The organism is Streptomyces sp. DS1-CR2 (genome assembly GCF_055760475.1).
The window spans coordinates 7,921,061-7,945,261 of the sequence record NZ_CM147085.1 but is presented as its reverse complement, the minus strand read 5'-3'; the positions used below and the strand labels follow the sequence as shown (position 1 = coordinate 7,945,261).

General features: G+C 71.5%; 17 protein-coding genes. 3 read left to right on the top strand and 14 right to left on the bottom strand.

Annotated elements, in window-relative coordinates:
• Nucleotides 1-3: 3 nt before the first annotated feature.
• From ACY0PA_RS37085 to ACY0PA_RS37060, 6 genes are all read right to left on the bottom strand, one after another.
• Nucleotides 4-963 carry a phosphotransferase family protein gene (locus ACY0PA_RS37085; RefSeq protein WP_473081774.1) on the bottom strand — a complete coding sequence of 320 codons (960 nt, stop codon included), beginning with the start codon at nucleotides 961-963 and terminating at the stop codon, nucleotides 4-6.
• Nucleotides 960-2,186: an acyl-CoA dehydrogenase family protein gene (locus ACY0PA_RS37080; RefSeq protein WP_473081773.1), complete on the bottom strand. Its 1,227-nt coding sequence runs from the start codon at nucleotides 2,184-2,186 to the stop codon at nucleotides 960-962. The genes ACY0PA_RS37085 and ACY0PA_RS37080 overlap by 4 nt, the downstream gene beginning before the upstream one ends.
• An 18-nt stretch (nucleotides 2,187-2,204) precedes the next feature.
• Nucleotides 2,205-3,350, bottom strand: a complete 1,146-nt coding sequence (locus ACY0PA_RS37075; protein WP_473081772.1) for a thiolase family protein — start codon at nucleotides 3,348-3,350, stop codon at nucleotides 2,205-2,207.
• The gene (locus ACY0PA_RS37070) at nucleotides 3,347-3,727 is read right to left on the bottom strand and encodes a Zn-ribbon domain-containing OB-fold protein (protein ID WP_473081771.1); all 381 of its coding nucleotides are present in this window, start codon (nucleotides 3,725-3,727) and stop codon (nucleotides 3,347-3,349) included. The genes ACY0PA_RS37075 and ACY0PA_RS37070 overlap by 4 nt, the downstream gene beginning before the upstream one ends.
• Before the next feature lie 5 nt (nucleotides 3,728-3,732).
• Nucleotides 3,733-4,521 (bottom strand): enoyl-CoA hydratase/isomerase family protein, encoded by a 789-nt coding sequence (locus ACY0PA_RS37065; protein WP_329566893.1) that lies wholly within the window; start codon nucleotides 4,519-4,521, stop codon nucleotides 3,733-3,735.
• Nucleotides 4,522-4,619: 98 nt separating this feature from the next.
• On the bottom strand, nucleotides 4,620-5,672 hold the full coding sequence (locus tag ACY0PA_RS37060; RefSeq protein WP_473081770.1) for an alcohol dehydrogenase catalytic domain-containing protein: 1,053 nt from the start codon (nucleotides 5,670-5,672) through the stop codon (nucleotides 4,620-4,622).
• Between the two features lie 180 nt (nucleotides 5,673-5,852).
• Here ACY0PA_RS37060 and icmF point away from each other — a divergent pair, with 180 nt between their 5' ends.
• From icmF to ACY0PA_RS37045, 3 genes are read left to right on the top strand one after another with little or no spacing between them, the layout of a single operon-like run.
• Nucleotides 5,853-9,080 carry a fused isobutyryl-CoA mutase/GTPase IcmF gene (gene icmF / locus ACY0PA_RS37055; RefSeq protein WP_473081769.1) on the top strand — a complete coding sequence of 1,076 codons (3,228 nt, stop codon included), beginning with the start codon at nucleotides 5,853-5,855 and terminating at the stop codon, nucleotides 9,078-9,080.
• A gap of 56 nt (nucleotides 9,081-9,136) precedes the next feature.
• Complete coding sequence (locus tag ACY0PA_RS37050; protein WP_473081768.1) at nucleotides 9,137-10,795, top strand: AMP-binding protein; 1,659 nt, start codon at nucleotides 9,137-9,139, stop codon at nucleotides 10,793-10,795.
• A 37-nt stretch (nucleotides 10,796-10,832) separates the two neighbouring features.
• The gene (locus tag ACY0PA_RS37045; protein WP_473081767.1) at nucleotides 10,833-11,696 is read left to right on the top strand and encodes a 3-hydroxybutyryl-CoA dehydrogenase; all 864 of its coding nucleotides are present in this window, start codon (nucleotides 10,833-10,835) and stop codon (nucleotides 11,694-11,696) included.
• Between the two features lie 188 nt (nucleotides 11,697-11,884).
• On the opposite strand, the gene ACY0PA_RS37040 is transcribed toward ACY0PA_RS37045, so the two are convergent.
• From ACY0PA_RS37040 to ACY0PA_RS37005, 8 genes are all read right to left on the bottom strand, one after another.
• Nucleotides 11,885-13,432 carry a GMC family oxidoreductase gene (locus ACY0PA_RS37040; protein WP_473081766.1) on the bottom strand — a complete coding sequence of 516 codons (1,548 nt, stop codon included), beginning with the start codon at nucleotides 13,430-13,432 and terminating at the stop codon, nucleotides 11,885-11,887.
• A 66-nt stretch (nucleotides 13,433-13,498) separates the two neighbouring features.
• Nucleotides 13,499-15,451: an FAD-dependent oxidoreductase gene (locus tag ACY0PA_RS37035; RefSeq protein WP_473081765.1), complete on the bottom strand. Its 1,953-nt coding sequence runs from the start codon at nucleotides 15,449-15,451 to the stop codon at nucleotides 13,499-13,501.
• Nucleotides 15,452-15,468: 17 nt separating this feature from the next.
• On the bottom strand, nucleotides 15,469-16,620 hold the full coding sequence (locus ACY0PA_RS37030) for an acyl-CoA dehydrogenase family protein (protein ID WP_473081764.1): 1,152 nt from the start codon (nucleotides 16,618-16,620) through the stop codon (nucleotides 15,469-15,471).
• A gap of 36 nt (nucleotides 16,621-16,656) precedes the next feature.
• Nucleotides 16,657-18,237 carry an aldehyde dehydrogenase gene (locus ACY0PA_RS37025; RefSeq protein WP_473081763.1) on the bottom strand — a complete coding sequence of 527 codons (1,581 nt, stop codon included), beginning with the start codon at nucleotides 18,235-18,237 and terminating at the stop codon, nucleotides 16,657-16,659.
• Nucleotides 18,238-18,262: 25 nt separating this feature from the next.
• The gene (locus ACY0PA_RS37020) at nucleotides 18,263-19,603 is read right to left on the bottom strand and encodes an FAD-dependent oxidoreductase (protein ID WP_473081762.1); all 1,341 of its coding nucleotides are present in this window, start codon (nucleotides 19,601-19,603) and stop codon (nucleotides 18,263-18,265) included.
• A gap of 75 nt (nucleotides 19,604-19,678) precedes the next feature.
• Nucleotides 19,679-22,180: an ATP-binding cassette domain-containing protein gene (locus ACY0PA_RS37015; RefSeq protein WP_473081761.1), complete on the bottom strand. Its 2,502-nt coding sequence runs from the start codon at nucleotides 22,178-22,180 to the stop codon at nucleotides 19,679-19,681.
• 11 nt (nucleotides 22,181-22,191) lie between these two features.
• Complete coding sequence (locus tag ACY0PA_RS37010) at nucleotides 22,192-23,136, bottom strand: branched-chain amino acid ABC transporter permease (protein WP_473081760.1); 945 nt, start codon at nucleotides 23,134-23,136, stop codon at nucleotides 22,192-22,194.
• A gap of 175 nt (nucleotides 23,137-23,311) precedes the next feature.
• Nucleotides 23,312-24,151 carry an SDR family NAD(P)-dependent oxidoreductase gene (locus tag ACY0PA_RS37005; RefSeq protein WP_473081759.1) on the bottom strand — a complete coding sequence of 280 codons (840 nt, stop codon included), beginning with the start codon at nucleotides 24,149-24,151 and terminating at the stop codon, nucleotides 23,312-23,314.
• Nucleotides 24,152-24,201: the final 50 nt, after the last annotated feature.

The window sequence follows — 24,201 nt, the reverse complement described above, 5'->3', positions numbered from 1 at the left end:
CTGTCAGCCGAGAAGGGCGCGCGCGGTGCTGATCATCGCGGCGATGGTGGGCGGCAACCGCTCCTGGTCCGGGTCGTGGTGCTTGCCCTCGCGGTGCCGGCGCAGGTTGTGGCCCATGATCGCGGCCATCTTCATGCGGCCGAGCGCCCGGAACCAGTCCATGGCGGGGAGCGCGGGGGCGCCGTCGCGATAGGCGGCGAGCACCTCGCCCTCGGTGGGCAGTCCGGGCACGGCGCGGCCGATGCCGGGGAAGTTGCGGTGGTCGGCGAAGAGCAGGAACCAGCCCAGATCAATCCGGGGATCGCCGACGCTCCAGATCTCCCAGTCGACGACGGCGACCGCCCGCTCGTCGACGCAGAGCACGTTGCCTAGCCGGAAGTCGCCGTGCAGCAGCACGGGCGGCAGATCGGCCGGTACATCCTCGGCGAGGCGGTTCAACAACGCCTCTGCACCCGGCCGGATCTCTGCGGGCACGGCGTGCATGGTGCGGCTCCACCGGTCGAGCTCCCCGGCCGCCCCGAGCGGCTGCGGGGCGTCCAGGCCGGGGGCGTGGATGTCGGTGGCGTGCAGCCGCCGCAGTACGTGAGCGATCTCCAGCATGCGGGCCCGCGCGGTGGCCGCGGGCACCTCGGGTTCGTCGAGTACGGGCTCCAGCGCCTCCCCAGCGGCGAACTCCATGGCAAACCAGGCGGGTTGAGCCTCGTCCATGGCGGCGACACCCGGCACGGGCACCGGGGATCCGGCGAGCGCGGCGAGAACCCGGGCCTGGCGCAGCACTTCATTGCGCCCGACGGGCTTCTGCCCCGGGGGCACCGCCTTGACGACGTACCTCTCCTCCCCCGCCGTGACGGAGTAGGTCAGCCCCGAGTGACCGCCGGGCAGGACCTTCAACTCCCCGGAGTCCTGGCCGAGATGGGCGGACACCCGCAGGGCAAGTTCCTTCTCCTGGATGGCCGTACTCATCGGACGGGCTCCTTGGGCAGGCCGAGCATGCGCTCGGCGAGGATGTTGTGCTGGATCTCGTCGGTGCCGCCCGCGATGCTGTAGCCGGGCGCGCCCAAGAGGTGCTCGGTCCAGGCGTACGTACCCCACTCGCCGGTGTCGGCGACGAGCGCCGGGCCGAGGAGTTCGGAGACGAGGTCGCCGGTGCGGCGCATGGTCTCGGTGGCGTACAGCTTGCCGACGGAGGCCTCCGCGCCGGGTTCGCGTCCGGCGACGAGGGCGCCGGTGACGCGCAGTCCGATGAGGCGCTGCACGAGGCCCCGTACGTAGAGGTCGGCAGCCCGGTCCTGTTCGGCGCCGGTGAGCGGGCGAAGCAGATGCACGGCCAGGTCCACCGCGCGGTCGGCGTTGTCGAGACCGAGGTTGCCGGAGTCGAGACGTTCGGCGGCGAGCACGCTGAGGGTGACGCGCCAGCCCTCGCCGACCGGTCCGAGCCGGTCGGTGTCGGGGACGCTGACGCCGTCGAGGTATACCTCGTTGAAGCTGGCGCCACCGGTCATCTGCCGGATGGGCCGCACAGTGACACCGGGCGCGTCCATGCGGACCAGGAAGACGGTGATGCCCGCGTGTTTGGGCACGTCGGGGTCGGTGCGGCACACGGCGACGCCCCATGTGGCGACGGTGGCGCCCGAGGTCCACACCTTGTGCCCGGTCAGCAGCCAGTTGTCGCCGTCACGCACCGCCTTCGTGCGCACTCCGGCGAGGTCGGATCCCGCCTCGGTCTCGGAGAACAGCTGGCAGGCGAGTTCGTCGGTGCGCAGCATGGGCGGCAGCCAGCGCGCCTTCTGCTCCTCGGTACCCCAGATGCCGATCGCGGGGGCGACGAGCTGGCGGGTGACGGGGAAGATTTCGGTACGGTGCGGTACGTCGAAGGCGGCTTCCTCGGCGCGGTAGAGCTGTTCGTAGTACGCGGGCAGGTTCCGTCCGCCGTACTGGGCCGGCCAGTTGAGGGCGCCCCAGCCCTGGTCGTGGCGGGTGCGTTCCCATTCCTGGGTGCGGCGAGTGTGGGCCCGCTCCTGCTCCTCGGTCCAGTTCTCGAACACGGCGACGGAGTCGGAGCCGCTGCCCCACCCCCCGGCGGCGGCGCGCGGCTTGGCGACGCCGGCGAGCCAGCGCCGGGCCTCGGCGCGGAATTCCTCTGGATCCGGAGTACGTCCGGGGATGTCTTCCGGGATGGCGTTCATCGGGTCGTGCACCTCCGTTCAGCGGGTCAGGACCGTGCAGGCGCTGACGCCCGGCGCTCCGTACACATGGGTGAAGCCGGTCCGGGGCGCGCCGGGAACCTGGCGGTCGCCGGCACGGCCGCGCAGCTGCTGGACGATCTCGTAGACCTGGCGAAGCCCGGAGGCGCCGATGGGTTCGCCGTTGGCGATGCAGCCGCCGTCGGTGTTGACCGGCAGCGCCCCGCCGATCTCGGTGGCCCCGGCGGCGATCAGCTGCTCCTGCTCGCCGTCCTCGCACAGCCCGCACTCGGCCATGTGCATGACCTCGGCACCGCTCTCGGTGTCCTGCAGCTGGCAGACGTCGATGTCGCCGGGGCCGATCCCCGCCTCCTCGAACGCGGCGGCGGAGGCGGCGCGGCTGACGCTGGTCAGCTCACCACCGGCGACCCACGGGCTGAACACTTCGAACGAGCCGAACTGCCGCGTGCGCAGAGCCGCCGACCGCAGTGTGACGGAGGGGCCTTCCAGGGTCCGCGCCACCCCGGGCGAGCACAGCACGAGGGCCGCGGCGCCGGCCCCGGGGGAGCAGAACATGAACCGGGTCAGCGGGTCGCTGACCATGCCGGAGTCCAGGATCTCGGCGGCGGACACGCGCTTGCGGCGCCACGCGTCCGGCGTCAACTCGCCATTTCTGTAGGCCTTTTCGGCGACACGGGCCAGCGTCTGCGGGGTGATCCCGTGGTCGTGCATATAGCGCCGGATCTTCATGCCGAAGAACTGGGTGGTGACCATCAGTCCGTCGCTGCCGTACTCCTCGCCCAGTCCCCAGTCCTCGGGCTTTGGGTCGAAGGCGCCGCGCGGGTGCTTGTCGAAGCCGACGGCGAGGACCACGTCGGCCATGCCCGAGCGGATCGCGTTCACGGCGGAGATCAGTGCGCTGCCGCCGGTGGCGCAGCCGTTCTTGACGTTCACGAACGGCACGCCGGTCAGGCCGAGTTGGGCCACGAGAGTGTCGGCGAGCCCGGCGCTGTCGCTGCCGCCGAACGCGGCGCCCACCCGCGGCCAGTCGACCCCGGCGTCCTTCAGCGCGGCGTTCACCGCGTCGACGGCGAGCTGCCTGCCGCTCGCCTCCGGGCGGCCGAACGCGGTCCGTGCGGCGCCGCAGATCAGCACGTCCGCGGTCATGAGCTCTCCTCCGCTGTCGTGGTGGGCCGGGCCCGTGGCACGCCGTCACCGGCGCCGACCGTGAGCGGCATGCCGATCCTGATCGTGTCGAGGTCGTCGGCCTCGATCACGGCGGCGACGCGGACGCCGTCGTCCAGCTCGACGTAGCCGACCGCGAACGGCTCGAAGCCGCCGGGCGGGGGCTGATAGGGCGGGGACTTGGGCGCGTACCGCTGAACGGTCCAGGTCCACAGCGTGCCCGCACTGTTGAGAACGGCCGGCTCGGCCGGTCCCCCGCAGCGCGGGCACGCCGCGTCCGCGGGGTAGACCGCGACCGAGCAGCCGCGGCAGCGTGCGCCTTGGAGCCCGGCGGCCGGACTCCGCGGATGCGTGGTCATCCGGCTCAGCGCCCCTGCCACTTGGGCTCGCGCTTCTCCAGGAACGCCGATACCCCTTCGTTGGCGTCCTCGGAGTTGAGGGCGACGCCGACGGCGAGGTGCTCCATGACCATCAGCGACTGGGTGTCGGCGTCGAGACTGCGGTCGATCGTCATCTTGGTGAGCCACATGGTGAAGGGGCTCTTGTCGGTGAGGTGGGAGATGAATTCCTCGACCGTCTCGTCGAGCTTCTCGGTCGGCGCGTGGTCGTTGATCAGGCCGAACTCGGTGGCCTCGATACCGGAGAGGAGCTTTCCGGTGAGCATGAGCTCCTTGGTCTTGCGGATGCCGATCATGCGCGGCACGCGGTAGATCGGGCCCGCTCCGCCGAACAGCGCGCGGCGGATGTGGAAATCGCCGATCTTGGCGTCGTCGGCGGCGATCGCGAAGTCGCAGGAGATCATGATCTCGAAGCCGCCCGCGGTGACGTGGCCCTCCAGGACGGCCACCGACGGGGTCTTCATCGAGTAGAGACGGTCGCAGACCTTCGCGGACTTGACCGCGACGTCGATGGCGTTCGACTTGCCGACGAAGTCGGCCTTGAGGCTGTCGAGGTCGAAGCCCGAGCAGAAGGTGCCGCCGCGCCCCCGGAAGACCAGGACGCGCAGTTCGGGGTCCTCGTCGACCTCGGTGATGATCTCGTCGAGCCGGTCGAGGATCGGCACCGTGACGCAGTTCTTCTTCCAGGGCCGGTTGAGCCAGACGCGGGCAACGTGGCCGTCACGCTCGAACTGGATCTCGTCTTCCACTGCCATCTCAGGTTCCTCCGCTTCAAACTGAACTGAATTCATTACGAGTTTGGGGAGCTGGTGATCCACTGTCAAGGCCAACTCCGAGATTGGTTCGGGACGGATCAGGCGTCGCGGTCCGGCAGGTCGACCAGGACCTTGAGCCGCCGCGCGTCGCGCACGTCGTGCAGCCCGGCGACGGTCTCGGCGAGCGGGATGTGATCGAGCCAGCCGTCGGTCGGGTAGCGCCCGGCCGCCATGTGCGCGATGACCCGCTCGAAGACCCCGTCGGGGTACGCCTCGCAGCCCAGCAGCGCGAGTTCGGCCAGGCGCACGACGGAGGCGTCCACGGTGACGGGCCCCGAGTACAGGGCGACGAGGACCACGGGCGCGCGGGCTGCGACGGAGCGAATGGCGGCGTCAAGCACCTCGGGCCGGCCCGCACACTCGATCGCCGCGTCCACGCCCCGGCCCCCGCTGCGCCGCAGGACATCGGCGACCACGTCGCCCGCAGCCGGATCGATGACCTGGGCGCCGTGCCGTGCCGCGGCCGCGCGGCGGGCAGGCGAGGGCTCGACGACGATCACCTCGCGCGCGCCCTGCGCCTTGAGCGCGAAGAGCACACCCATGCCGACAGCGCCGGCCCCCATGACCAAGGCGGTGTCGCCCGCGCCCACTCCGGCCCGCTCGACCGCGTTCAGGCCGACCGCCATGGGTTCCACCAACGCGCCTTGTTCCATGGGCACCTCGTCGGGCAGCCGGTGCGCGGCCTCGGCCCGTACGACCACATACTCGGCGAGTCCGCCGCCGGGCGAGGTGACGCCGATCGCGGCGAGGGACGCGCACAGATGGGAGAGGCCTGACGTGCAGCGGGCGCACACTCCGCAGGTGCGGATCGGCCGGACGCAGACCCGGTCGCCGGCCGCGACGCGCTCCACTCCCGGACCGCACGCGACCACGGTCCCGGCGAACTCGTGCCCCAGTGTCTGGGGCAGGGTGGCGCCGGTCAGCGGGTTGGGTTCGTGCGTGGCGCGCGGCACCTCGAAGTACTCGTGCACATCGGTGCCGCAGATGCCCGCGTGCGCCACGCGGATCTTCACCTCGCCGGGTCCCGGCTCGGGTTCGGGCATCTCCTCGATCCGCAGATCCTTGGTTCCGTACAGCCTGGCGGCGAGCATCGTTCCTCCCGGGGATCGCGCTGGAATCGCATCGTTGCGACCACCCGAGACTGTCACCGAACTGAACTGACTTCAATGATTCTCTTGAGACCTGCACCTACTTCGGTTCAGTATGGAGAGGTCTCTGTGAGCATCCGCCCCCACGCCGTCGCGGCCCGGGGGCAGTCAGGAGTGCAGCACATGCCGCGCGCTCAGCATCCCGTCCGTTTTGTCACCGCTTCCGGCCTCTTCGACGGGCATGACGCCTCGATCAACATCATGCGGCGCATCCTTCAGGCCCAGGGCGCGGAGGTGATCCACCTCGGGCACAACCGCTCCGTGAGCGAGGTGGTCGATGCCGCCTTGGAGGAAGACGTCCAGGGTGTCGCGGTCAGCTCCTACCAGGGCGGCCACATCGAGTACTTCGAATACCTGGCGGAGCTGTTGCGGGAGCGGGGCGCCGGGCATGTACGGGTGTTCGGCGGCGGCGGGGGCGTGATCGTGCCGCAGGAGATCGAGCGGCTCTCGGCGGCCGGGGTGCGGATCTTCTCGCCGCAGGACGGGCAGCGCCTTGGCCTGGCCGGAATGATCGCCACGATGATCGAGGAGTGCGACTGCGCGCCGTGGGCGGACGAGCCCGCCGACATCGAGCAGGTCCTTGCGGGTGAGCGCCCGGCACTGGCCCGGCTGCTGTCGGCCGCCGCGGCCGGGACGGTACCGGCCGCGGAGCTGCGCCGTCTGGAGAAGGCGGCGGGGGCTCGCCAGGTGCCGGTGCTCGGCATCACCGGCACCGGCGGCTCGGGCAAGTCCTCGCTGACCGACGAGCTGGTCCGCCGGATCCGCACCGACCAGGAGGACTCGCTGCGGGTGGCCGTGCTGGCCGTGGACCCGACGCGGCGGCGCGGCGGCGGCGCCCTGCTCGGCGACCGCATCCGCATGAACTCGCTCGACGGCGACCGGATCTTCTTCCGCTCACTCGCCACCCGAGGCACCAGCGAGCTGCCCGAGGGTCTCGGCGAGTCCATCACCGCCTGCCAGGCGGCCGGCTACGACCTGGTCGTCGTCGAGACGCCCGGCATCGGGCAGGGCGACGCCGCGATCGTGCCGTTCGCGGATGTGTCGCTGTACGTCATGACGCCCGAGTTCGGGGCGGCGTCGCAACTGGAGAAGATCGACATGCTCGACTTCGCGGACGCCGTCGCCGTCAACAAGTTCGAGCGGCGGGGCGCGGCGGACGCCCTGCGCGACGTCGGGCGCCAACTCGTGCGCAACCGCCAGGCGTTCGGCACGCGGCACGAGGAGATGCCGGTGTTCGGCACCAGCGCCGCGACGTTCCACGACGACGGTGTCACCGCGCTCTACCAGCATCTGCGCGGGCTGCTCGGCGAGCGCGGTCTCGCGCTGCGGCCTGGAGCACTGCCCGAGGTTTCGGTACGTCATTCCAGTGGGGCCGCGCAGATCGTTCCGACTTCGCGAGCACGCTATCTGGCCGACATCGCCGAGACGGTGCGTATGTACCATGCGCGCACCGACGCCCAGGCCCGGACTGCCCGCCAGGTGCAGCAACTGAACGCAGTACGTGACGAGTTGAGGGGCGCTGCTGAACCCACCGCCGCGGTGGAGCGGCTGCTGGACGAGGCGCGCGGGACACTCGACGACGACGCGCGGCAGGCGTTGGAGCAGTGGCCGAAAACCGTAGAGGCTTATTCCGGTGACGAGTTGGCGTTCACCGTGCGCGGTCGCGAGATCCGCACCCCGCTGGTCCGCGAGTCCCTGTCGGGCAGCCGCATTCCCCGCGTGGCGCTGCCGCGGACGACGGATCACGGGGACCTGATCCGCTTTCTGCGTGCGGAGAATCTGCCGGGCTCCTTCCCGTTCACGGCCGGCGTGTTCCCCTTCAAGCGGGACGGCGAGGACCCGGCGCGGATGTTCGCGGGTGAGGGCGACCCGTTCCGTACCAACCGCCGCTTCAAGCTGCTGTCCCAGGGCGGCGCGGCGACCCGGCTCTCCACTGCCTTCGACTCGGTCACGCTGTACGGCCGCGATCCCGACCTGCGCCCCGACATCTACGGCAAGGTCGGCACCTCCGGCGTCTCGGTGGCGACCCTGGAGGACATGAAGGCGCTGTACGACGGCTTCGACCTGACCGCGCCCACCACCTCCGTATCGATGACGATCAACGGTCCCGCGCCGACGATCCTCGCGTTCTTCCTCAACACCGCGATCGACCAGCAGCTCGACGCGTACACCGCCGAGCACGGCCACGCGCCCGACGACGGGCAGGCGCGGGAGATCCGGGCCGAGGTGCTGCGCAGTGTGCGCGGCACCGTGCAGGCCGACATCCTCAAGGAGGACCAGGGGCAGAACACATGCCTGTTCTCCACGGAGTTCAGCCTGCGCATGATGGGCGACATCCAGGAGTGGTTCATCGAGCAGGACGTACGGAACTTCTACTCGGTCTCCATATCCGGCTACCACATCGCCGAGGCGGGCGCGAACCCCATCAGCCAGCTCGCGTTCACGCTGGCCAACGGCTTCACCTACGTGGAGTCGTACCTGGCACGCGGTATGAAGGTCGACGACTTCGCGCCGAACCTGTCGTTCTTCTTCTCCAACGGCATGGACCCCGAGTACTCCGTGCTCGGACGGGTGGCCCGCCGCGTCTGGGCGGTGGCGATGCGCGACCGGTACGGGGCGAACGAGCGCAGCCAGAAGCTGAAGTACCACGTGCAGACGTCGGGCCGTTCGCTGCACGCCCAGGAGATGGACTTCAACGACATCCGCACCACACTGCAGGCACTCATCGCGCTCTACGACAACTGCAACAGTCTGCACACCAACGCTTACGACGAGGCGGTGACCACGCCCACGGAGGAGTCGGTGCGCCGCGCCCTCGCCATCCAGCTGATCATCAACCGTGAGTGGGGTCTCGCGATGAACGAGAACCCGCTGCAGGGCTCGTACATCATCGACGAGCTGACCGACCTCCTGGAGGAGGCAGTGCTGATCGAGTTCGAGCGGATCAGTGAGCGCGGCGGGGTGCTCGGCGCGATGGAGACGGGTTATCAACGCGGCCGTATCCAGGACGAGTCGATGCTGTACGAGGAGCGCAAGCACGACGGTTCGCTGCCGCTCATCGGCGTCAACACCTTCCGTTCGCCGCACGCCGACCAGGAGAGGCAGCCCGCGCCGGTCGTCGAACTCGCCCGCGCCACCGAGCAGGAGAAGCAGTCCCAGCTCGACCGGGTCCACAGCTTCCGGGCCCGCCACGAGGACGCCGCCGGCGTGGCGCTGGCCTCGCTCCGGCACGCGGCCACGAGCGGCGGGAACGTCTTCGCCGTACTGATGGACGCGGCACGGGTCTGCTCATTGCAGCAGATCACCGAGGCGTTCTTCGAGGTCGGCGGCGCCTATCGGCGCAACGTCTGACGCACGTGTGCCGACGCCGAGCGAACTGAGACAGCTGAAGCCGAGGAGACATCTCGATGTGGCCCACCCATCCCCCCACGCCCGAACGCGCCGCCCACTACCGAGCCATCGGCGCCTGGCAGGACCGCCCAGTCGGCCGGTATCTGAGCCGGGCCGCCGCCTTGTGGCCGGACGCGCTCGCCGTGGTCGACGGGGCGCGCCGCATGACGTTCGCCGAGGTCGACCGGCGGTCGACGGCCCTGGCTGCCGCTCTGCACGCGCGCGGCATCGGCCAGGATGATGTCGTCTCGTTCCAGCTGCCCAACCGGGCCGAGGCCTTGGTGGTCTTCCAGGCCGTCATGAAGGTGGGCGCCGTCGCCAATCCGATCGTACCGATCTACCGGGGCAGCGAGCTCCGCTTCATCCTCGGCCAGGCCCGGACGAAGATCGTGTTCGTGCCGGGCCGCTACCGGGGCTTCGACTATCCAGCGCTCTACAGGGGGCTGCGCGACGACCTCCCCGAGCTGCGGGATGTGGTGGTCGTCGACGGGCACGTCAGCGAGGAGCCGGGCACCGTCGCCTGGGACACGTTCCTGGCCTCGGCCGGTCCCGATCCCGCCGCGACAGTGCACGCACTGCCCGAGCCGGATCCCGACCAGGTCTGCCTGCTGCTCTACACCTCCGGAACAACCGCCGCCCCCAAGGGAGTTCTGCACAGCCACAACACCCTGATGTACGAGAACTCCTCGCTGGTCGACCGGTTCGCGCTGAACGAGCGCGACGTGATCTTCAATCCGTCGCCGGTCACCCATGTCACCGGCGTCAACTGCGCCCTCGTCCTGCCATTCCTGCTGGGCGCACCCGTGGTCCTCCAGGACCTCTGGGAGCCGACGCTCGCCCTGCGCCGGGTCATCGACGAGGGGGCGAGCTTCGCGATCTTCTCGACGCCGTTCCTCACCGATCTGCTCGCCGCCGCCGAAGCCGCGGATGTCACTGCGCCGACAATCCGTTACCTCGTGTGCGGCGGCGCGGACATCCCCGACGAGCTCGCCCGCCGGGCCGCGGACCGGCTCGGCGTGGTGACCCGTATGTACGGGGCGACCGAGGGACCGTCGGTGACGGCGGCCAACCGCTGGGACCCGGCCGGGATCCGCACCCGCACTGACGGCCTGCCGCTCGCCCCGACCGAGGTCATGGTCTCGGGGCAGGACACGTTCGGGGAGGTGCTGTGGCGCGGCCCCGACACCTGTCTCGGCTACCTGGACGCGGCGCTCAACGAAGACGCCTTCGCCCCGGACGGCTGGTTCCGCAGCGGCGACCTGGCGCGGGTCGACGAGCACGGCGCCCTGCACATCGAGGGGCGCATCAAGGATGTCGTGAACCGCGCCGGCGAGAAGATCAGCGTCCGTGAGGTGGAGAACCTCCTCGGTGAACATCCCGCCGTCGCCGAGGTCGCCGTCGTCGCCGGGCCCGACACACGCACGGGCGAGCGGGCGTGCGCGTTCGTCGTGACCGGCCCGGGACAGGAGCTCACCCTCAAGGAGATCGGCGAGCATCTGACCGGCCGCGAAGTGGCCGCGCAGAAGATCCCCGAGAGCCTCTTCCTCGTCGACGCCCTGCCGCACACGACCAGCGGCAAGGTCAAGAAATTCGCCCTGCGGGAGTGGCTGCGGGACCGCGCCGGAGCCTCCGGGGCGGTCGCGGGCATGGCCGTTCGCGCCGTCCACGAGCGGTGACGCCCGCCTCTCCCCGCTCCCTTTGGAAAGGACCCTCATGTCTGTCATCACCCGTCTCGGCGTCGTCGGCTGCGGCCTCATGGGCTCCGGCATCGCCGAGGTCGCCGCACTGCGCGGCCTCGACGTCACCGTCGCCGAGTCGAGCCCCGAACTCGCCACCGCGGGCCGCGCCCGTGTCGTCGCGTCCCTGGACCGCGGGCTGCGACGCGGCAAGCTCACGGAGGCCGAGCGCGAACAGGCCCTGGCCCGGCTGTCGTTCACCCACGACCTGGGCGAACTGGCCGACCGGCAGTTCGTCATCGAGGCCGTCGCCGAGAACAGGGAGGTGAAGACCGAGGTGTTCCGGCAGCTCGACAAGGTGCTCGTCGACCCGGACGCCGTGCTCGCCACCAACACCTCCTCGATCCCCGTCGTCGACCTCGCCGTGACGACCGGCCGCGCCTCCCACGTCGTGGGTCTGCACTTCTTCAACCCCGTGCCCGTACAGAGGCTCGTCGAGGTCGTGCCCGCGCTCACCACCGACGCCGAAACCCTGGCGCGCGCCCGCGAGTTCGCCGTCGAAGGGCTCGACAAGGAGACCATCCAGGCGCCCGACCGTTCGGGCTTCGTGGTCAACGCGCTCCTGGTGCCCTATCTGCTCGCCGCGATCCGCATGATGGAGTCGGGCACGGCCCGCGCCGACGACATCGACCGGGGCATGGAACTGGGCTGCGCGCACCCGATGGGCCCGCTGCGGCTGCTCGACCTGATCGGTCTGGACACGGCGCAGGCCGTCGCCGAGTCGCTGTACGAGGAGTTCAAGGAGCCGCTGTACGCCGCTCCCCCGCTGCTGCAGCGGATGGTGGCGGCGGGGCACCTGGGGCGCAAGAGCGGGCGCGGGTTCTACGTGTACGAGGGCTGAGGCCACGGGTGAGGGCACGCCGCTGGAGTCCAGCGGCCGGCCCCGGGGTGTTCCCAACTGGCGGCCGTGTCCGGACGGCGGCTTCTACCTGGCCCTGCGCATCTGCTCCCCGGCGACGCCGTCACCCACGGGGACTGGCTGCCGACGCCTGTGCAGAGTGCGCCGACCGCCACAACCGTGCGCGCCGGCTACGACAGCTGCGTCCCGCGCAGGTCGTCGGCGCAGCGCTCCGCCAGCATCATCGTCGTCGTGTTGGTCGGCAGGGCCGGGATGTCCGGCATGATCGAGGCGTCGATGACGTACAGGCCGTCCACGCCATGCACCTTCCCGTACTGGTCGACGACGGCGGTGGGCGTGTCCTCCGCGCCCATCGCGCAGGTGCCGACGGCGTGGCAGCACGTGTTCTTGCCCTCGTCCATGGCGCGGAGCAGATCGGCCTCGGAAGTCAGCTCAGGGCCCGGCCAGGTCTCGGCCTTGATGTACTTGGCCAGCGGCGCCGACTCCATGATCTCCCGCATGTGGCGGATGCCGGACACCATGCGCCGCCGGTCGTCGGGGTGGTCGAACAGACCGAGCCGGATGCGCGGAGCGACGTCCGGGTCGCGGGAGACGATCTCCAGGCTGCCGAGCGAGTACGGGCGGTACAGCACGAACGGCACGAGCAGTTCGCCGGGCTCCATCGTGAGGAGCACCGCGTGCAGGTCGACCTCGCCGGCGCCGTCGGGTCCGCCCGCGCCGAGGGTGAGGACGGCCTGCAACGGCGGGGTGAGTTCGCCGACGGCGGCCTCGTCGACGGCGTAGGTGAGGTACACCATCGGGTGGTCGCGCAGGTTCCGGCCGACGCCTTCGAGTTCCTTGACGACCGGGATGGACAGTTCGTCGAGTATGCGGCGGGGGCCGATCCCGGAGCGCATGAGGATCGACGGGCTGCCGATGGATCCGGCGGCGAGCACGATGAGGTCGGCCTCCATGCGGGTGCCGTCGGTCAGGATCACGGCGCGGGCCGTGGTGCCGTCCTCCGCGAACTCGACGCGATCCACGGTGCGTTCGCCGAGGACAGTGAGGTTCGCGCGGTCGCGGGCCGGGCCGACGTAGGCGATGGCCGTGCTCTGACGGACGCCGTCCAGGCGGTTCAGCGGCAGCGGTCCCGCGCCCAGGCGCTCGGCGCCGTTCATGTCCTCGTGGATCGGGTGGCCGGCCCCGGCGCAGGCGTCGAGGAACGCGGACATGACCGGGCGCAGGCCGTTGCCTTCCGTGAACCGCTGGATGTGCACGGGCCCGCCGGTGCCGTGCAGTTCGCCCCCGACCGGGTCGTCCTCCAGCTTCTTCAGGTACGGCAGGACCTGGTCCCAGGACCAGCGGTCGTTGCCCAGGCCGGTCCAGCGGGCGAAGTCCTCGGGGTGGGGGCGCAGGGCGTTGGCACCGTTCACGGATGAGGAGCCGCCCATGACCTTGCCGCGCAGGACGGGCACGACGCCCGGGTCCACGACCCCGAACGTCGGGCTGGCGTCGGCCTCGGCGACCTCGTCGCTCGACGCGTAGCCCCAGTCGTGGGTGGGCACTCCGATCCGGTTGGCGTCGAGCAGCTCCGGGGCGTGCTTCGCGGTCTCCTCCGGCGTCGGGTAGTCGGGGCCCGCCTCGATCAGAGTGACGGTGTTCGTCGGGTCCTCACTCAGCCGGGCGGCCAGGACGCCACCGGCGGAGCCGCCACCACAGACGATGATGCGACGTGTCATTGCTGCCTCACTCCTTGGGAATGGGTTTGCGGTGCAGTGGGGGGAACAGAGGAGCCGGTACGCCGGTCACGGCGCGCGGACCTCGACCGACTCGGCGGCCGCGCGCCCCTCGGCGACGGCGTGGGCCACCAGGCGGGGTACGACGCAGTCGCCGATCGCGCGGACGGTCCGGCCGTCCACGCGTGTGAAGTCCGGGCGGCGCGGGCGCCGTTCGCCGACAGTCACCAGGACGTCGGCTGCGAGGTCGCTCTCCCGCCCGTCGAGAACGCCCCGCAGCCGCAATCCGCCTTCCGTTGTGGCGGTCACGGCGGTCAGCGCGACGACGCGGAGCGGCGCGCCTCCCAGTCGGTTCGTCAGCTGGGTGCGGTTCTCCGCGGAGATGCCGGTCGCGAAGCCGTTGCCCGGGGTGACGAGGGTGACCTCGCGGGCACCGGCCGCAAAGGCGCTCTCCACGGCGCTGATGCCCTGCCACCAGCCGAACCCGTCGTCGAGGACGACCACCCGGGGCGCGCTCGGCACCAAGTCGGCGCAGCGGTCGAGGAAGTCCGTGCTCCGGAAGGTGGGCAGCGAGCCCGGCACGGGCACCGCCGCCTCCTGCGCGCCGGTGGCGAGCACGACCTGGGCGTACTCCGACAGTTCGGCCGACGCCGGTACGGTCCCGAGGCGCACCTCGACGCCCAGGTCGGCGAGTTGATTGCGCTGGTAGTCGATGAGCTTCAGCCACCCGGAGCGGCGCGCGGCGCGGCCGGCGAGCCGGGTCTGCCCGCCGACGTGCGGGGCGCTGTCGAAGACGACGACCTCGTGGCCGGTGCGGGCCAGTGCCGCCGCGCACTCCATCCCGGCGGGACCTGCACCGACGACGGCGACCGGGCCGTCCTTGCCACCGGTCCCGGGGCGGCCGAGCAGCAGCGGCACGGCCGGACGGGCGGCCGCGCCGGGCGGTCCGAGCTCAGGGTTGACCGAGCACGAGCCGGTGGGTTCGAAGGTGCGGCAGCCCTCGTTGCAGCCCGTGCAGGGGCGGATGGAGCGTTCGTCCCCGGCGACGACCTTGCGCGCGAAGTCGGGGTCGGCGATGAACGGCCGCGCCATGCCGACCAGATCGGCGCCCGCCCCCAGGGCCCGCTCGATGTCGGCGGCGGACCGGAAGCCCTGGCTGACCAGCAGCGGCAGCCCGGTCGCGGCGCGCAGCCGGGCCACGGACGCGAGGAGCGGCGGGCGGGTGGTGGCCATGCCGGGGACGTAGGTGTTGCGGACGCCGGTGGTGACATTGACGTACGTGAACGGGGCGGCGGCGTGCAGTCGCGGCACGAGTTCGACAAGGTCGTCGAGGCCGAGCCCGGAGTTCTCGCCGGGTTCCACCGACACCCGTACTCCGATGGAGTGTTGGCCGATCTCGGTACGGATGGCGTCGATGACCTGGGCGAGCAGGGCGATCCGGTCGCCGTACTCGTCGTCGCGGGTGTTGGTGGCGCGGGAGAGGAACTGGGCGAGCAAGTAGCCGTGCCCGGCGTGCAGTTCGACGCCGTCGAAGCCGGCCTGCACACTGTTGGCCGCCGAGATGCGGAAGGCGTCGACGACGCGGCATACCTCCTCCGCGCTCAGCGGGTGGGGCGCGGTCGCCTCGCGGGGCGAACGGACGGCGGCCGCGGAGACCGGCGGGTAGTACGTACCCGCGCCGAGGGTCTCGCGGCCGAGGTGCACGAGTTGCGCGATCGCTGCGGCGCCGCCTTGGGTGATGGCCTCGGCGCGGCGGCGCACGGCGTCCTTGATCTCGGGGCGCCACGCCTCGGTCAGATAGCGCTGCGGCAGGGTCGACTCCGGGGCGACGGCGGTACCGCCGGTGATGACCATGCCGGCGCCGCCCTGCGCCAGGCGGCGCCAGTAGGCGTGGTCGGCTTCGGTGGGGGCGCCGTCGGCGACGGCCGCGGTGGCGTGCGCGGTGGCGACGAGACGGTTGCGGAGGGTGTGCCCGCCGAGCGTGAAGGGTGCGGCGAGGGCAGGGGTGCTCGGTGCGTTCATGTATGTCTCCCCTCGGCTCAAGCGGCAGTGACGATGGCGGTGGCGGTGTTCGCCGCGAGACCGATGAGCTCGGCGAGCCGGGCTCGATGGCCCACCGGCGTGCCGAAGAGCACCGCTCCGCTGCGCGCGCGGCGCACGTACAGGTGCGCGGGGTGCTCCCAGGTGAAGCCGATCCCGCCGTGCAGCTGGACGTACTCGGCTGTGGCCAGGCGGAAGGTCTCGGAGCAGACCGTGGCGGCGGCAGCGGCCGCCACCGGCAGCTGGGGCGAGCCGAGGGCGACGCAGGCGGTCGCGTACGCGGATGCCGATCGGGCCGCCTCCAGCGCGACCAGCACGTCGGCAAGACGGTGCTTGACGGCTTGGAACGAGCCGATGGGACGCCCGAACTGCTCGCGCTGCGTGACGAATTCGACGGTGGCGTCCAGGGCGTGGCCGCTGCCGCCGACCTGCTCGGCGGCGAGCGCGGCCCGCGCCTTATCGAGGATGTCGGCCATCCTGTCCGACTCCCCCACGGGCGTGGCGGGCGCGCCCCGGAACTCCAGCCGCGCCTGACGCCGGGTCTCGTCCAGGACGCGGTGCGGAGTCCGAAGGCAGGTGTCCGGGTCCGGTTCGACGGCGAACAGCCGTGGTCCGTCCGGGGTATGGGCCCGTACGAGGATGAGGTCGGCGCCCGCTCCGTCGAGCACGAAGTCCGCCGCGCCGCGCAGCACGATCCCCCCGCCCGCGCTCTCGGCGCTGATGCCGGGCTCACCGTCCTGAAGGCCCGCCACGGTCGCGGTCAGCGTGCCGCTCGCGATCCGCGGCAGATACCGCTCGCACGCCTGCCGGTCGCCGCTGCCGAGCAGCGCAGGGGCGGCGAGGCCCACGGTGGGCAGCAGCGGGGCGCTGCACAGGGCGCGGCCCGACTCCTCCAGGGCGACGGCGAGTTCGGCGAAGGTGTAGCCGGATCCGCCGTACTCCTCGGGGATCGCGAGGCCCTGGACGCCGATCTCGTCGGCGAGCCGCGCCCACAGCCGCTCATCGTGTCCGCGCGGGCCCGCCATGTGCGCGCGGACGGCGTCGGGTCCGCTGAATTCGGCGAAGAAGTCCCTCAGGACGGAGCGGAGTTCACGTTGTTCATCGGTCTCGGAGAGCAGCCGGGGGTCGATGTCGGGGTGCCGGTCGTGCATGGGTTCTCCAACTTGCTGTCAAATTCGGGCGGGGGCTCAGTGGGTGGTGCCGGGGCCGGTGCCGTGCGGGACGCCCTCGGTCACCTCGGCGGGCAGGCCCGCGGCCGGGTCGGTCGAGATCGTCTTCGTGACCAGGAACTCCTCGACGGCGCCGGGCCCGTGTTCCCTGCCGAGGCCCGACTTCTTGAAGCCGCCGAAGGGCGAGCCCAGGTCGGCGGCGAAGGTATCGACCGAGAACGTGCCGGTGCGCACGCGCCGGGCGATGTCGAAACCGTGGACCGGGTCGGCCGTGAACACGGAACCGGCGAGGCCGAGTTCGCTGTCGTTGGCGATGCGCACGGCGTCGTCCTCGCCCCGGTGCGGGATGAGCGCGGCGACGGGCCCGAAGATCTCTTCCCGGGCCACCGTCATGCCGTTGTGCGCGTCGGTGACGAGGGTCGGCTCGAAGTACCAGCCGCGCGTCAGTCCTGCGGGCCTGCGGCCGCCGTACGCGATGGTCGCGCCTTCCTTGCGGGCCGTGTCCACGTAGTGCTCGACGCGGTCGCGCTGGCGCGCGGTGATCAGCGGGCCGACCGCCGTGTCGGCGTCCCTGGGGTCGCCGACCTTGAGCGAGGCGAAACCGTCGGCCAGTGCCTCCGCGTAGGCGCGGTACTGGGACTCGGGGACGAGCAGCCGAGTCTGGGCGACGCAGCTCTGGCCGGAGTTGGTGCCGACGCTCGCGCCGATGAGGACGGGGAGTACGTCCTCCATGCGGGCGTCCTCCAGGACGATGGCCGCGGACTTCCCGCCTAGTTCGAGCACGCACGGCCGGATCAGCTCGCCGCAGGCCGCCCCGATCCGGGACCCCACCTCGACGGAGCCGGTGAAGCTGACCATGTCGACGCCCGGGTGGCGGACCAGGTAGTCGGACTCGGGGGCGCGCGCGGCGACGATGTTCAGGACGCCGGGCGGCAGTCCGATCTCCTCGCAGATCTCCCCGATGACGAAGATGGCGAGGGGGTTGGGCTCGGTCACCTTGACGACGACCGTGCAGCCCGCGACCAGGGCGGGGCCGACCTTCTGGCCGATCGCGGGCAGCGCGAAGTTGTACGCCGGGAAGCTCGCGACGACGCCTACGGGTTCCTTGACGACGAGGCTGGCCCCGGCCATGGGGATGATGCCGCCGCCCGCCGAGCGGCCCGCGAGCGGGGACAGATCGCTGACGCGCACTTCTGCCGTGCGCAGGCCACGGCCGATCTCGGCGCTGTAGTTGAGGCTCATGACGGGCGACACCGTCTGGTAGACCTGCGACAGGACCAGGGTGCAGCCGAGCTCTTCGGTGATCAGGTCGGCGAGTTCGGCACCGCGTCGCTCGATGCCGTCGGCGAGCCGGGTCAGATGGCCGGCGCGCTCGACCGGGCTCAGCCGTGGCCACTCCCCTTCGTCGAACGCCTGCCGGGCCGCGGCCACCGCCGCGTCGATGTCGTTCCTGGAGGCTGCCGGGACCCGTCCGATGCGCTGCTCGGACCTCGGGGAGATCACGTCGAAGTGGCCGGTGCCGTCGGCGGCCTGCCACGACCCGTTGATGAAGAAGGCCTTGTGGTCGATGGTGCTGCCGTGGGTGCTGGTGGTGTTCATCGTGCCCTTCCGCATCCGGGGGTTCTCAGTGGTGGGCCGCCGCGGCAGCGGTCCACGCCGCCGTCAGGCCGAAGACGAGGGCCGAGGCGATGCCGCCCGCGTACGCGCGGTCCCACAAGCCGCCGGTGTCCGATCCGGCGGCGAGCAGTCCCGGCAGCGGCCGTCCGTTCTCGCCCAGGACGCGGGCCTGGTCGTCGATGCGCAGGCCGTGGAAGGGGAAGGTGATGGCGGGCACGGTCTCGATGACGTAGTACGGCGCCTGGTCCAGCGGGAGACGATCGAGTGCCCGGCCGGGTGCCGGACCCGGTTCCGCGGTGACCTGTTCGTTGAAGCGCCGTACGGCATCCCGGACGACCGCGGCGTCGTAACCCCACTCCTCGGGCAGGTAGGCGAGTTCGTCGAGGTCCTCGGCGAGTCCGACGCGGCCGCCGCGCTTGCTCGCGAGGGCGAACTTGTCGACGGCGACCGCCCCTTCGACGTACGAGCCGCCGATCCAGTCACGGAACACCCGGGCGTCGGCGATGATGAGTCCGCGGCTCTCGGGCTGGTCGAGCAGGGCCATGGTGGTGAGGTGGTCCCCGAGCGTCTCGTCGACGAACCGCTCGCCGCGCAAGTTGAGCAGAAGAGCGTGCTCGCTGTAGTAGAGCGACATGTCGACGAAGTCGGCCGGGTCGGCGAACGGGATGCCGCTGGGGATGAGGTGTCCGTAGAACCCCGCGTTCTCGTTGCCGGTGGCCGCGCCGATCGCAGTCGCGAGCCGGTAGCCGCCGCCGGCGCTGTGGGGGTTGGAGCGCAGCTGCATCCGGTCCGCATGGGGGTGCACATGGGCGGTGCGAAGTTCGGGGTGGCCTTGGAAGCCGCCGGTGGCGAGGAGGGTGGCCGTGGCGCGGATCCGGCGGCGTCCGCCGTCGGCGCCGCGCACCTCGGCGCCGGCCACTACGCCGTCCTCGAGGAGGAGTTGCTCCGTCCCGGTGTTCAGGAGCAGCTCGCCCGCGCCCTCGGCAATCAGCCGGCGGCAGGTGTCGACGTAGTGGTTCGTGTCGAACCGGTGGCCGCGGCCGAAGCTGAGGATGGGCTGGGCGTCCTTGGCCTCGACGCCGATGGACCGGATCCAGTCGATGCCGTCGGCGAACCGGTCCACGAGGGCCCGCTTGAGCGCCCGGTCGCCGCGCGGGTTGTGCGCGTCCATCGTCGCGTGGTCGGGGGCGGTCCAGGCGTAGCCCGCGAAGCGCGCGGAGCCTCCCACGTCCGGGGCGCTCTCCACGACGGCGACGGACAGACCGTCCCTGACGGCCCGGGCGGCGGCGGTCAGCCCGGCCATGCCCGCGCCGATGACGAGCAGGTCGACACCTTCCGCTGCGATCACGCGCAGGTCGGCACCTTGAGGTTGCACGGTGGTTCTCCTCACCACATCACCAGAATCTGTTGAGCTCGTTCGGTCTCAGCCCTGTACGGCGGCCACGGGCGCGTCTTCCTCGCCGTCGAAGTAGGCCCGTTCGGCGCGGGCGAGGAACTCGGGATCGGCAGGCTCGCCCTGGGCGGCGACGCGGCCGTCGTGCAGGACGACGACCTCGTGACAGGCGGACGCGGCGCGGGTCAGCGACTGTTCGAGGAGGACGACCGTCATGCCGTCCCGCGCGAGCCTGCCGAGGCGGGCGTACACCTCGGTGACCATCGCCGGGGAGAGGCCGAGGGCCGGTTCGTCGACGATCAGCAGATCGGGCCGCGCCATCAGGGCGCGGGCGATGGCGAGGATCTGCTGTTCGCCGCCGGACAGGCCGGCGGCCGGCATCCCCATGCGTTCGCGCAGCCGCGGCGGCAGCCATTCGCCGGTCTGCGCGAGACGGGCGCGAAGGTCCGTGCCCTTGATGCCCGCGGCGTACGCGGCGACCTCCAGGTTCTCCCGCAGGGAGAGCGTCTTGAACAGGGCCCGGCCCTCGGGCACGAGCGCGCTGCGCAGGTCACCGTCGGCCGTGCGACGGCCGTGGGTGGGAGCGAGGGTGCCGTGCAGGATCTGGCCCAGGGTGGACTTGCCCGCGCCGTTGGCACCGACGACGCCGAGCACGCTGCCCTCGGGGACGGCGAGGTCGATGCCGCGCAGCGCGGCGACGCCGCCGTAGGAGTGGTCGACTCCCGTGAGGTGTACGGCTGTTATCGCGAGGCCGTCGCGGGGCGGGAGTTCGACGCGGTCGCCGCCCTCGCCGAGATAGGACGTACGGACCCGGGGGTCGTCCAGGATCGTGCCGGGCAGGCCCTCGCCGACGGGCCGGCCGAAGTCGAAGGCGACTACGCGGTGGGCAACGGCGAACAGGTCGTCGAGGACGTGATCGATGATGACGACGGCGGTGCCGCGCTGCTGCTGGCGCACGATCTCCCGCGCGAGCAGGGTGCGCTCACCTGCGTCGAGCCCGCCGAACGGCTCGTCCAGGACCAGTAGCCGGGGTTCCTCGGCGAGCGCCCTGGCCAGGTCGAGTCGCTTGTGCAGGCCGAAGGGCAGCTCGGCGGGGCGGCGGTCCGCGAAGGGTGCGAGGCCGACGCTCTCGAGGAGTTCGGCGGCCCTGGCCCGGTGGTGAGCGGTGACGCGGCGGTGGGTGCACAGGATGTTCTCGGCGACGGTCAGCTCGGGGAACGTCTCGGCGTGCTGGAAGGTGCGGCCGATGCCGAGCCCGCGCCGTGTCGTGGCCCGGCTCTTGAGCAGGGGCTTGCCCGCGTACTGCGCGCTTCCCGTCACCCGGCCGCCGCCGACGAGACCGGACAGGACGTTCAACAGCGTTGTCTTCCCCGCCCCGTTGGGGCCGATGATCGCGACGGTCTCACCGGCCCGTACGGTCATCGACGCGCCTTCGAGTGCCTTCACGCCGCCGAAGGAGACGCCCACGTCGTCGACGCGCAGCAGTTCGGGGGCGGTCGGCGCGGGTGCGGGCACGGGCGGCGGCACCTGTTCGGCCGCCTCGACGAGGGTGGGCGGCTTCGCCGTGGAGCGTCCGAAGAGCCGGCGCACGGCGCGCACGAGGAACGGCACGACGCCGCCCGGCAGGAACACCAGGGCCGCGATGAGCACGACTCCCTGGAGGATCGGCTGCGCGACGCCGACGGTCTCGGCGGCGGTCGGCGCCCAGGTCAGGTACGCGCCGCCGACCACCGCACCGACCAGCGTCCCCGCGCCCCCGAGCACGCACGCGGCGATCAGCGAGATCGCCAGGGCCAGCGAGAACGGGTCGGGGCTGACGAATCCGACGACCAGGGCGAGGAGCACGCCGGCAAGCGCGGCGAACACGGCGCTGACGGCGAAGGCGAGGGCCGACTGGGCCTCGGGCGCGATGCCCACCGAACGGGCGGCCAGCGGATGGGACTTGGCGGCGACCAGCCGCATGCGCAGGGCGCTCGGCCTGGCCAGCGCGCCCACGGCGAGGGCGACTCCGGCCACGCCCACGGCGATGTACTGGGCCTGCGTACCGGCGCTGGAGAGCGTGCCGAGCCCCAGGGCGCTGTGCAGCTCCTCCATCGGAATACCCTGGTCACCGCCGGTGACGTCGGTCCACTGGCCCATCACCTCCAGGGACACCATGGTGAACGCGAGGGTCAGCAGGGCCAGATAGAGCATGGAGAACCGCGCGCCCGCTCCGCCAAGGAACGCCCCGAAGGCCGCGGCGCACCCGGCGGCCCCGAGCACGACGGCCTCCAGGGACCAGCCGTGCGTGCTGCCGTACGAGGCGAAGTAGGCGCCCAGGGCGAAGAAGGCGGGATGCGCGATCGACCAGATGCCGGCCCACCCGGCGAGCAGGTTCACGGAGAGCACGAGCACGGTGTAGACGGCGGCGAGCCCGACGGAGTAGGCCTGGTAGGGCGGGATGGCGCCGCTGTGCAGGACGAGGATGAGGAGGACCGCGGCGAGCGGTCCGCACCCGGCCCTCAGAAGGTTGGAACGGCTGAAGACGGACATGGAGCGCTCCCTCAGACCCGCTGGAACGCGCGCATGCCGAACAGCCCCTGCGGGCGGATCAGCAGCACGACGATGGTGAACGTGAACACGAACGTGTCCCGGTATCCGGCCGATACATAGCTCGCGGCCAGGTTGTCGAGCACGCCGACCGTCAGCCCGCCGATGACGGCGCCGTACATGCTCGTCAGCCCGCCGAGGAACATCCCGGCGAAGGCGCGGAAGAGCGGGGCGCTGAGCACTGTGGGCACCAGCCCCGCGCGGGGTGCGTACAGGATGGCGGCCAGCGCGCCCAGGCCGAGGCCGAGCGCCCAGGCGACCCGGGCGATGCGCTGCGAGCCGAGGCCGAGGATCTGCGCGGTGTCGGCGGACTCGGCGACGGCGCGCATCGCGGAGCCGATGGTGGTGCGCCCGAAGAGGTACGCCACCAGCGCCATCGCGACGGCCGCCACACCGATGGTCAGCAGGCTCTGCGTCGGTATGGCCGCGTCGCCGAACGAGACCGACCCGTCCACCAGGCTCGGGAAGAGCCGTGGCTGGTCGTCCCAGATCGTGCTGATGACGCTTTCCACGATGAGGGACACGCCCATGGTCATCACAAGGGCCGAGAGCAACTCCCCATGGGCGAGGGGCCTGATGACCGTCTCCCGGGCGGCGAGACCGACCGCCGCGGTGACGACGACCGCGGCCCCTGCGGCCAGGATGAGCGGCAGACCCTCGTCGTGCAGGGTCAGCGCCGCGTACAGCCCGATCGTCGCCAGGCTGGCGAGGGCGAAATTCACCACGTCCGTGGCCCGATAAATGATCACCAGGCCGAGCCCCATCAGGCCGTACACCGCGCCACTGGCGAGACCACTCACCAGGACGAGAAAGAACTGATCCACGTCGACCGTCTCCTCGTGCCGTACGCCCGGGTCCGGCGCCTCGGCATCACCGATCAAATTGCGAACTGAACTCAATTCATGGACCGTAGACACTCGGCTCCGGCCCGGGCAATACCCGTGCACGAGTTGATTTGCCGCGAAGCCGATCAGGCCGCGCATCGAGTGGTGATTCAGACCCCGGATCAGACCCCGGATCAGGCCGCGGATCAGGCCGCGGATCAGGCTGAACCAGGCCGCAGATCAGGCTGAATCAGGCCGTGAAGCGGCCCCCGTTGGCGAGCAGCACCGCTCCGACCAGGTTCGCGGCGGCGTCGCTCGCCAGGAACAGGGCGATGTCGGCGATCTCCCCGGGCGTCGCGTAGGGGCGTACCCGCGGATCGGCGAAGCCGCTGCGCAGTGCCGCGGGTGTCCGCGCGGCCATGCCGGTCTCCGTCGGGCCCGGCGCGACCACGTTGACCCGGATCCCGGAGGCGATGACCTCCTTGGCCACGGCCTGACTGAGCGCGTGCGCGCCGGCCTTGGACGCGGAGTAATGGGGGTAGCCGACCGGGGTGTCGAAGGCCGACGAGGAGCCGATGACGACGATGACACCGGCTCCGGCCGGGCGCATCACCCGCACCGCGGCGCGCAGCACGTAGAACGTGCCGTCGAGATTGACCCGCATGACGCGCCTCCAGGAGGCGTCGTCCAGCCGGTCGGTGACCTCGGGCGGACGTCCCTCGACCAGCGCGTCCGCGATGAGCTGCTTGGCTTTCGGGTCGTCGACGCCGGCGGCGTGCACGACCATGTCGAGCCGGCCGTGCTCCCGCACCACGTCGGCGACGGCACCTTCGACCGCCGCCGCGTCGGCCACGTCGAGCGCGACCGCGACTGCCCGCCCGGCGGGCAGTTCGGCGGCCACGGCCTTGGCCGCCTCGCCGTTCAGATCGGTGAGCACTACATGCGCCGCCCCCTCGGCCGCCAACTCCCGCGCGATCGCGGCCCCCATGCCCGAGCCGGCCCCCGTCACCAAGGCGATCTTCTCCGCGAACCGTCCCTGCTGCCCCTGCCGCGTCTCAGTCATGTCCCAGCCCTTCGCCACGTCGATCACGACCATACTGAACTGACTTCATATCTGTTATCGTCACGGCCGCCCGACTG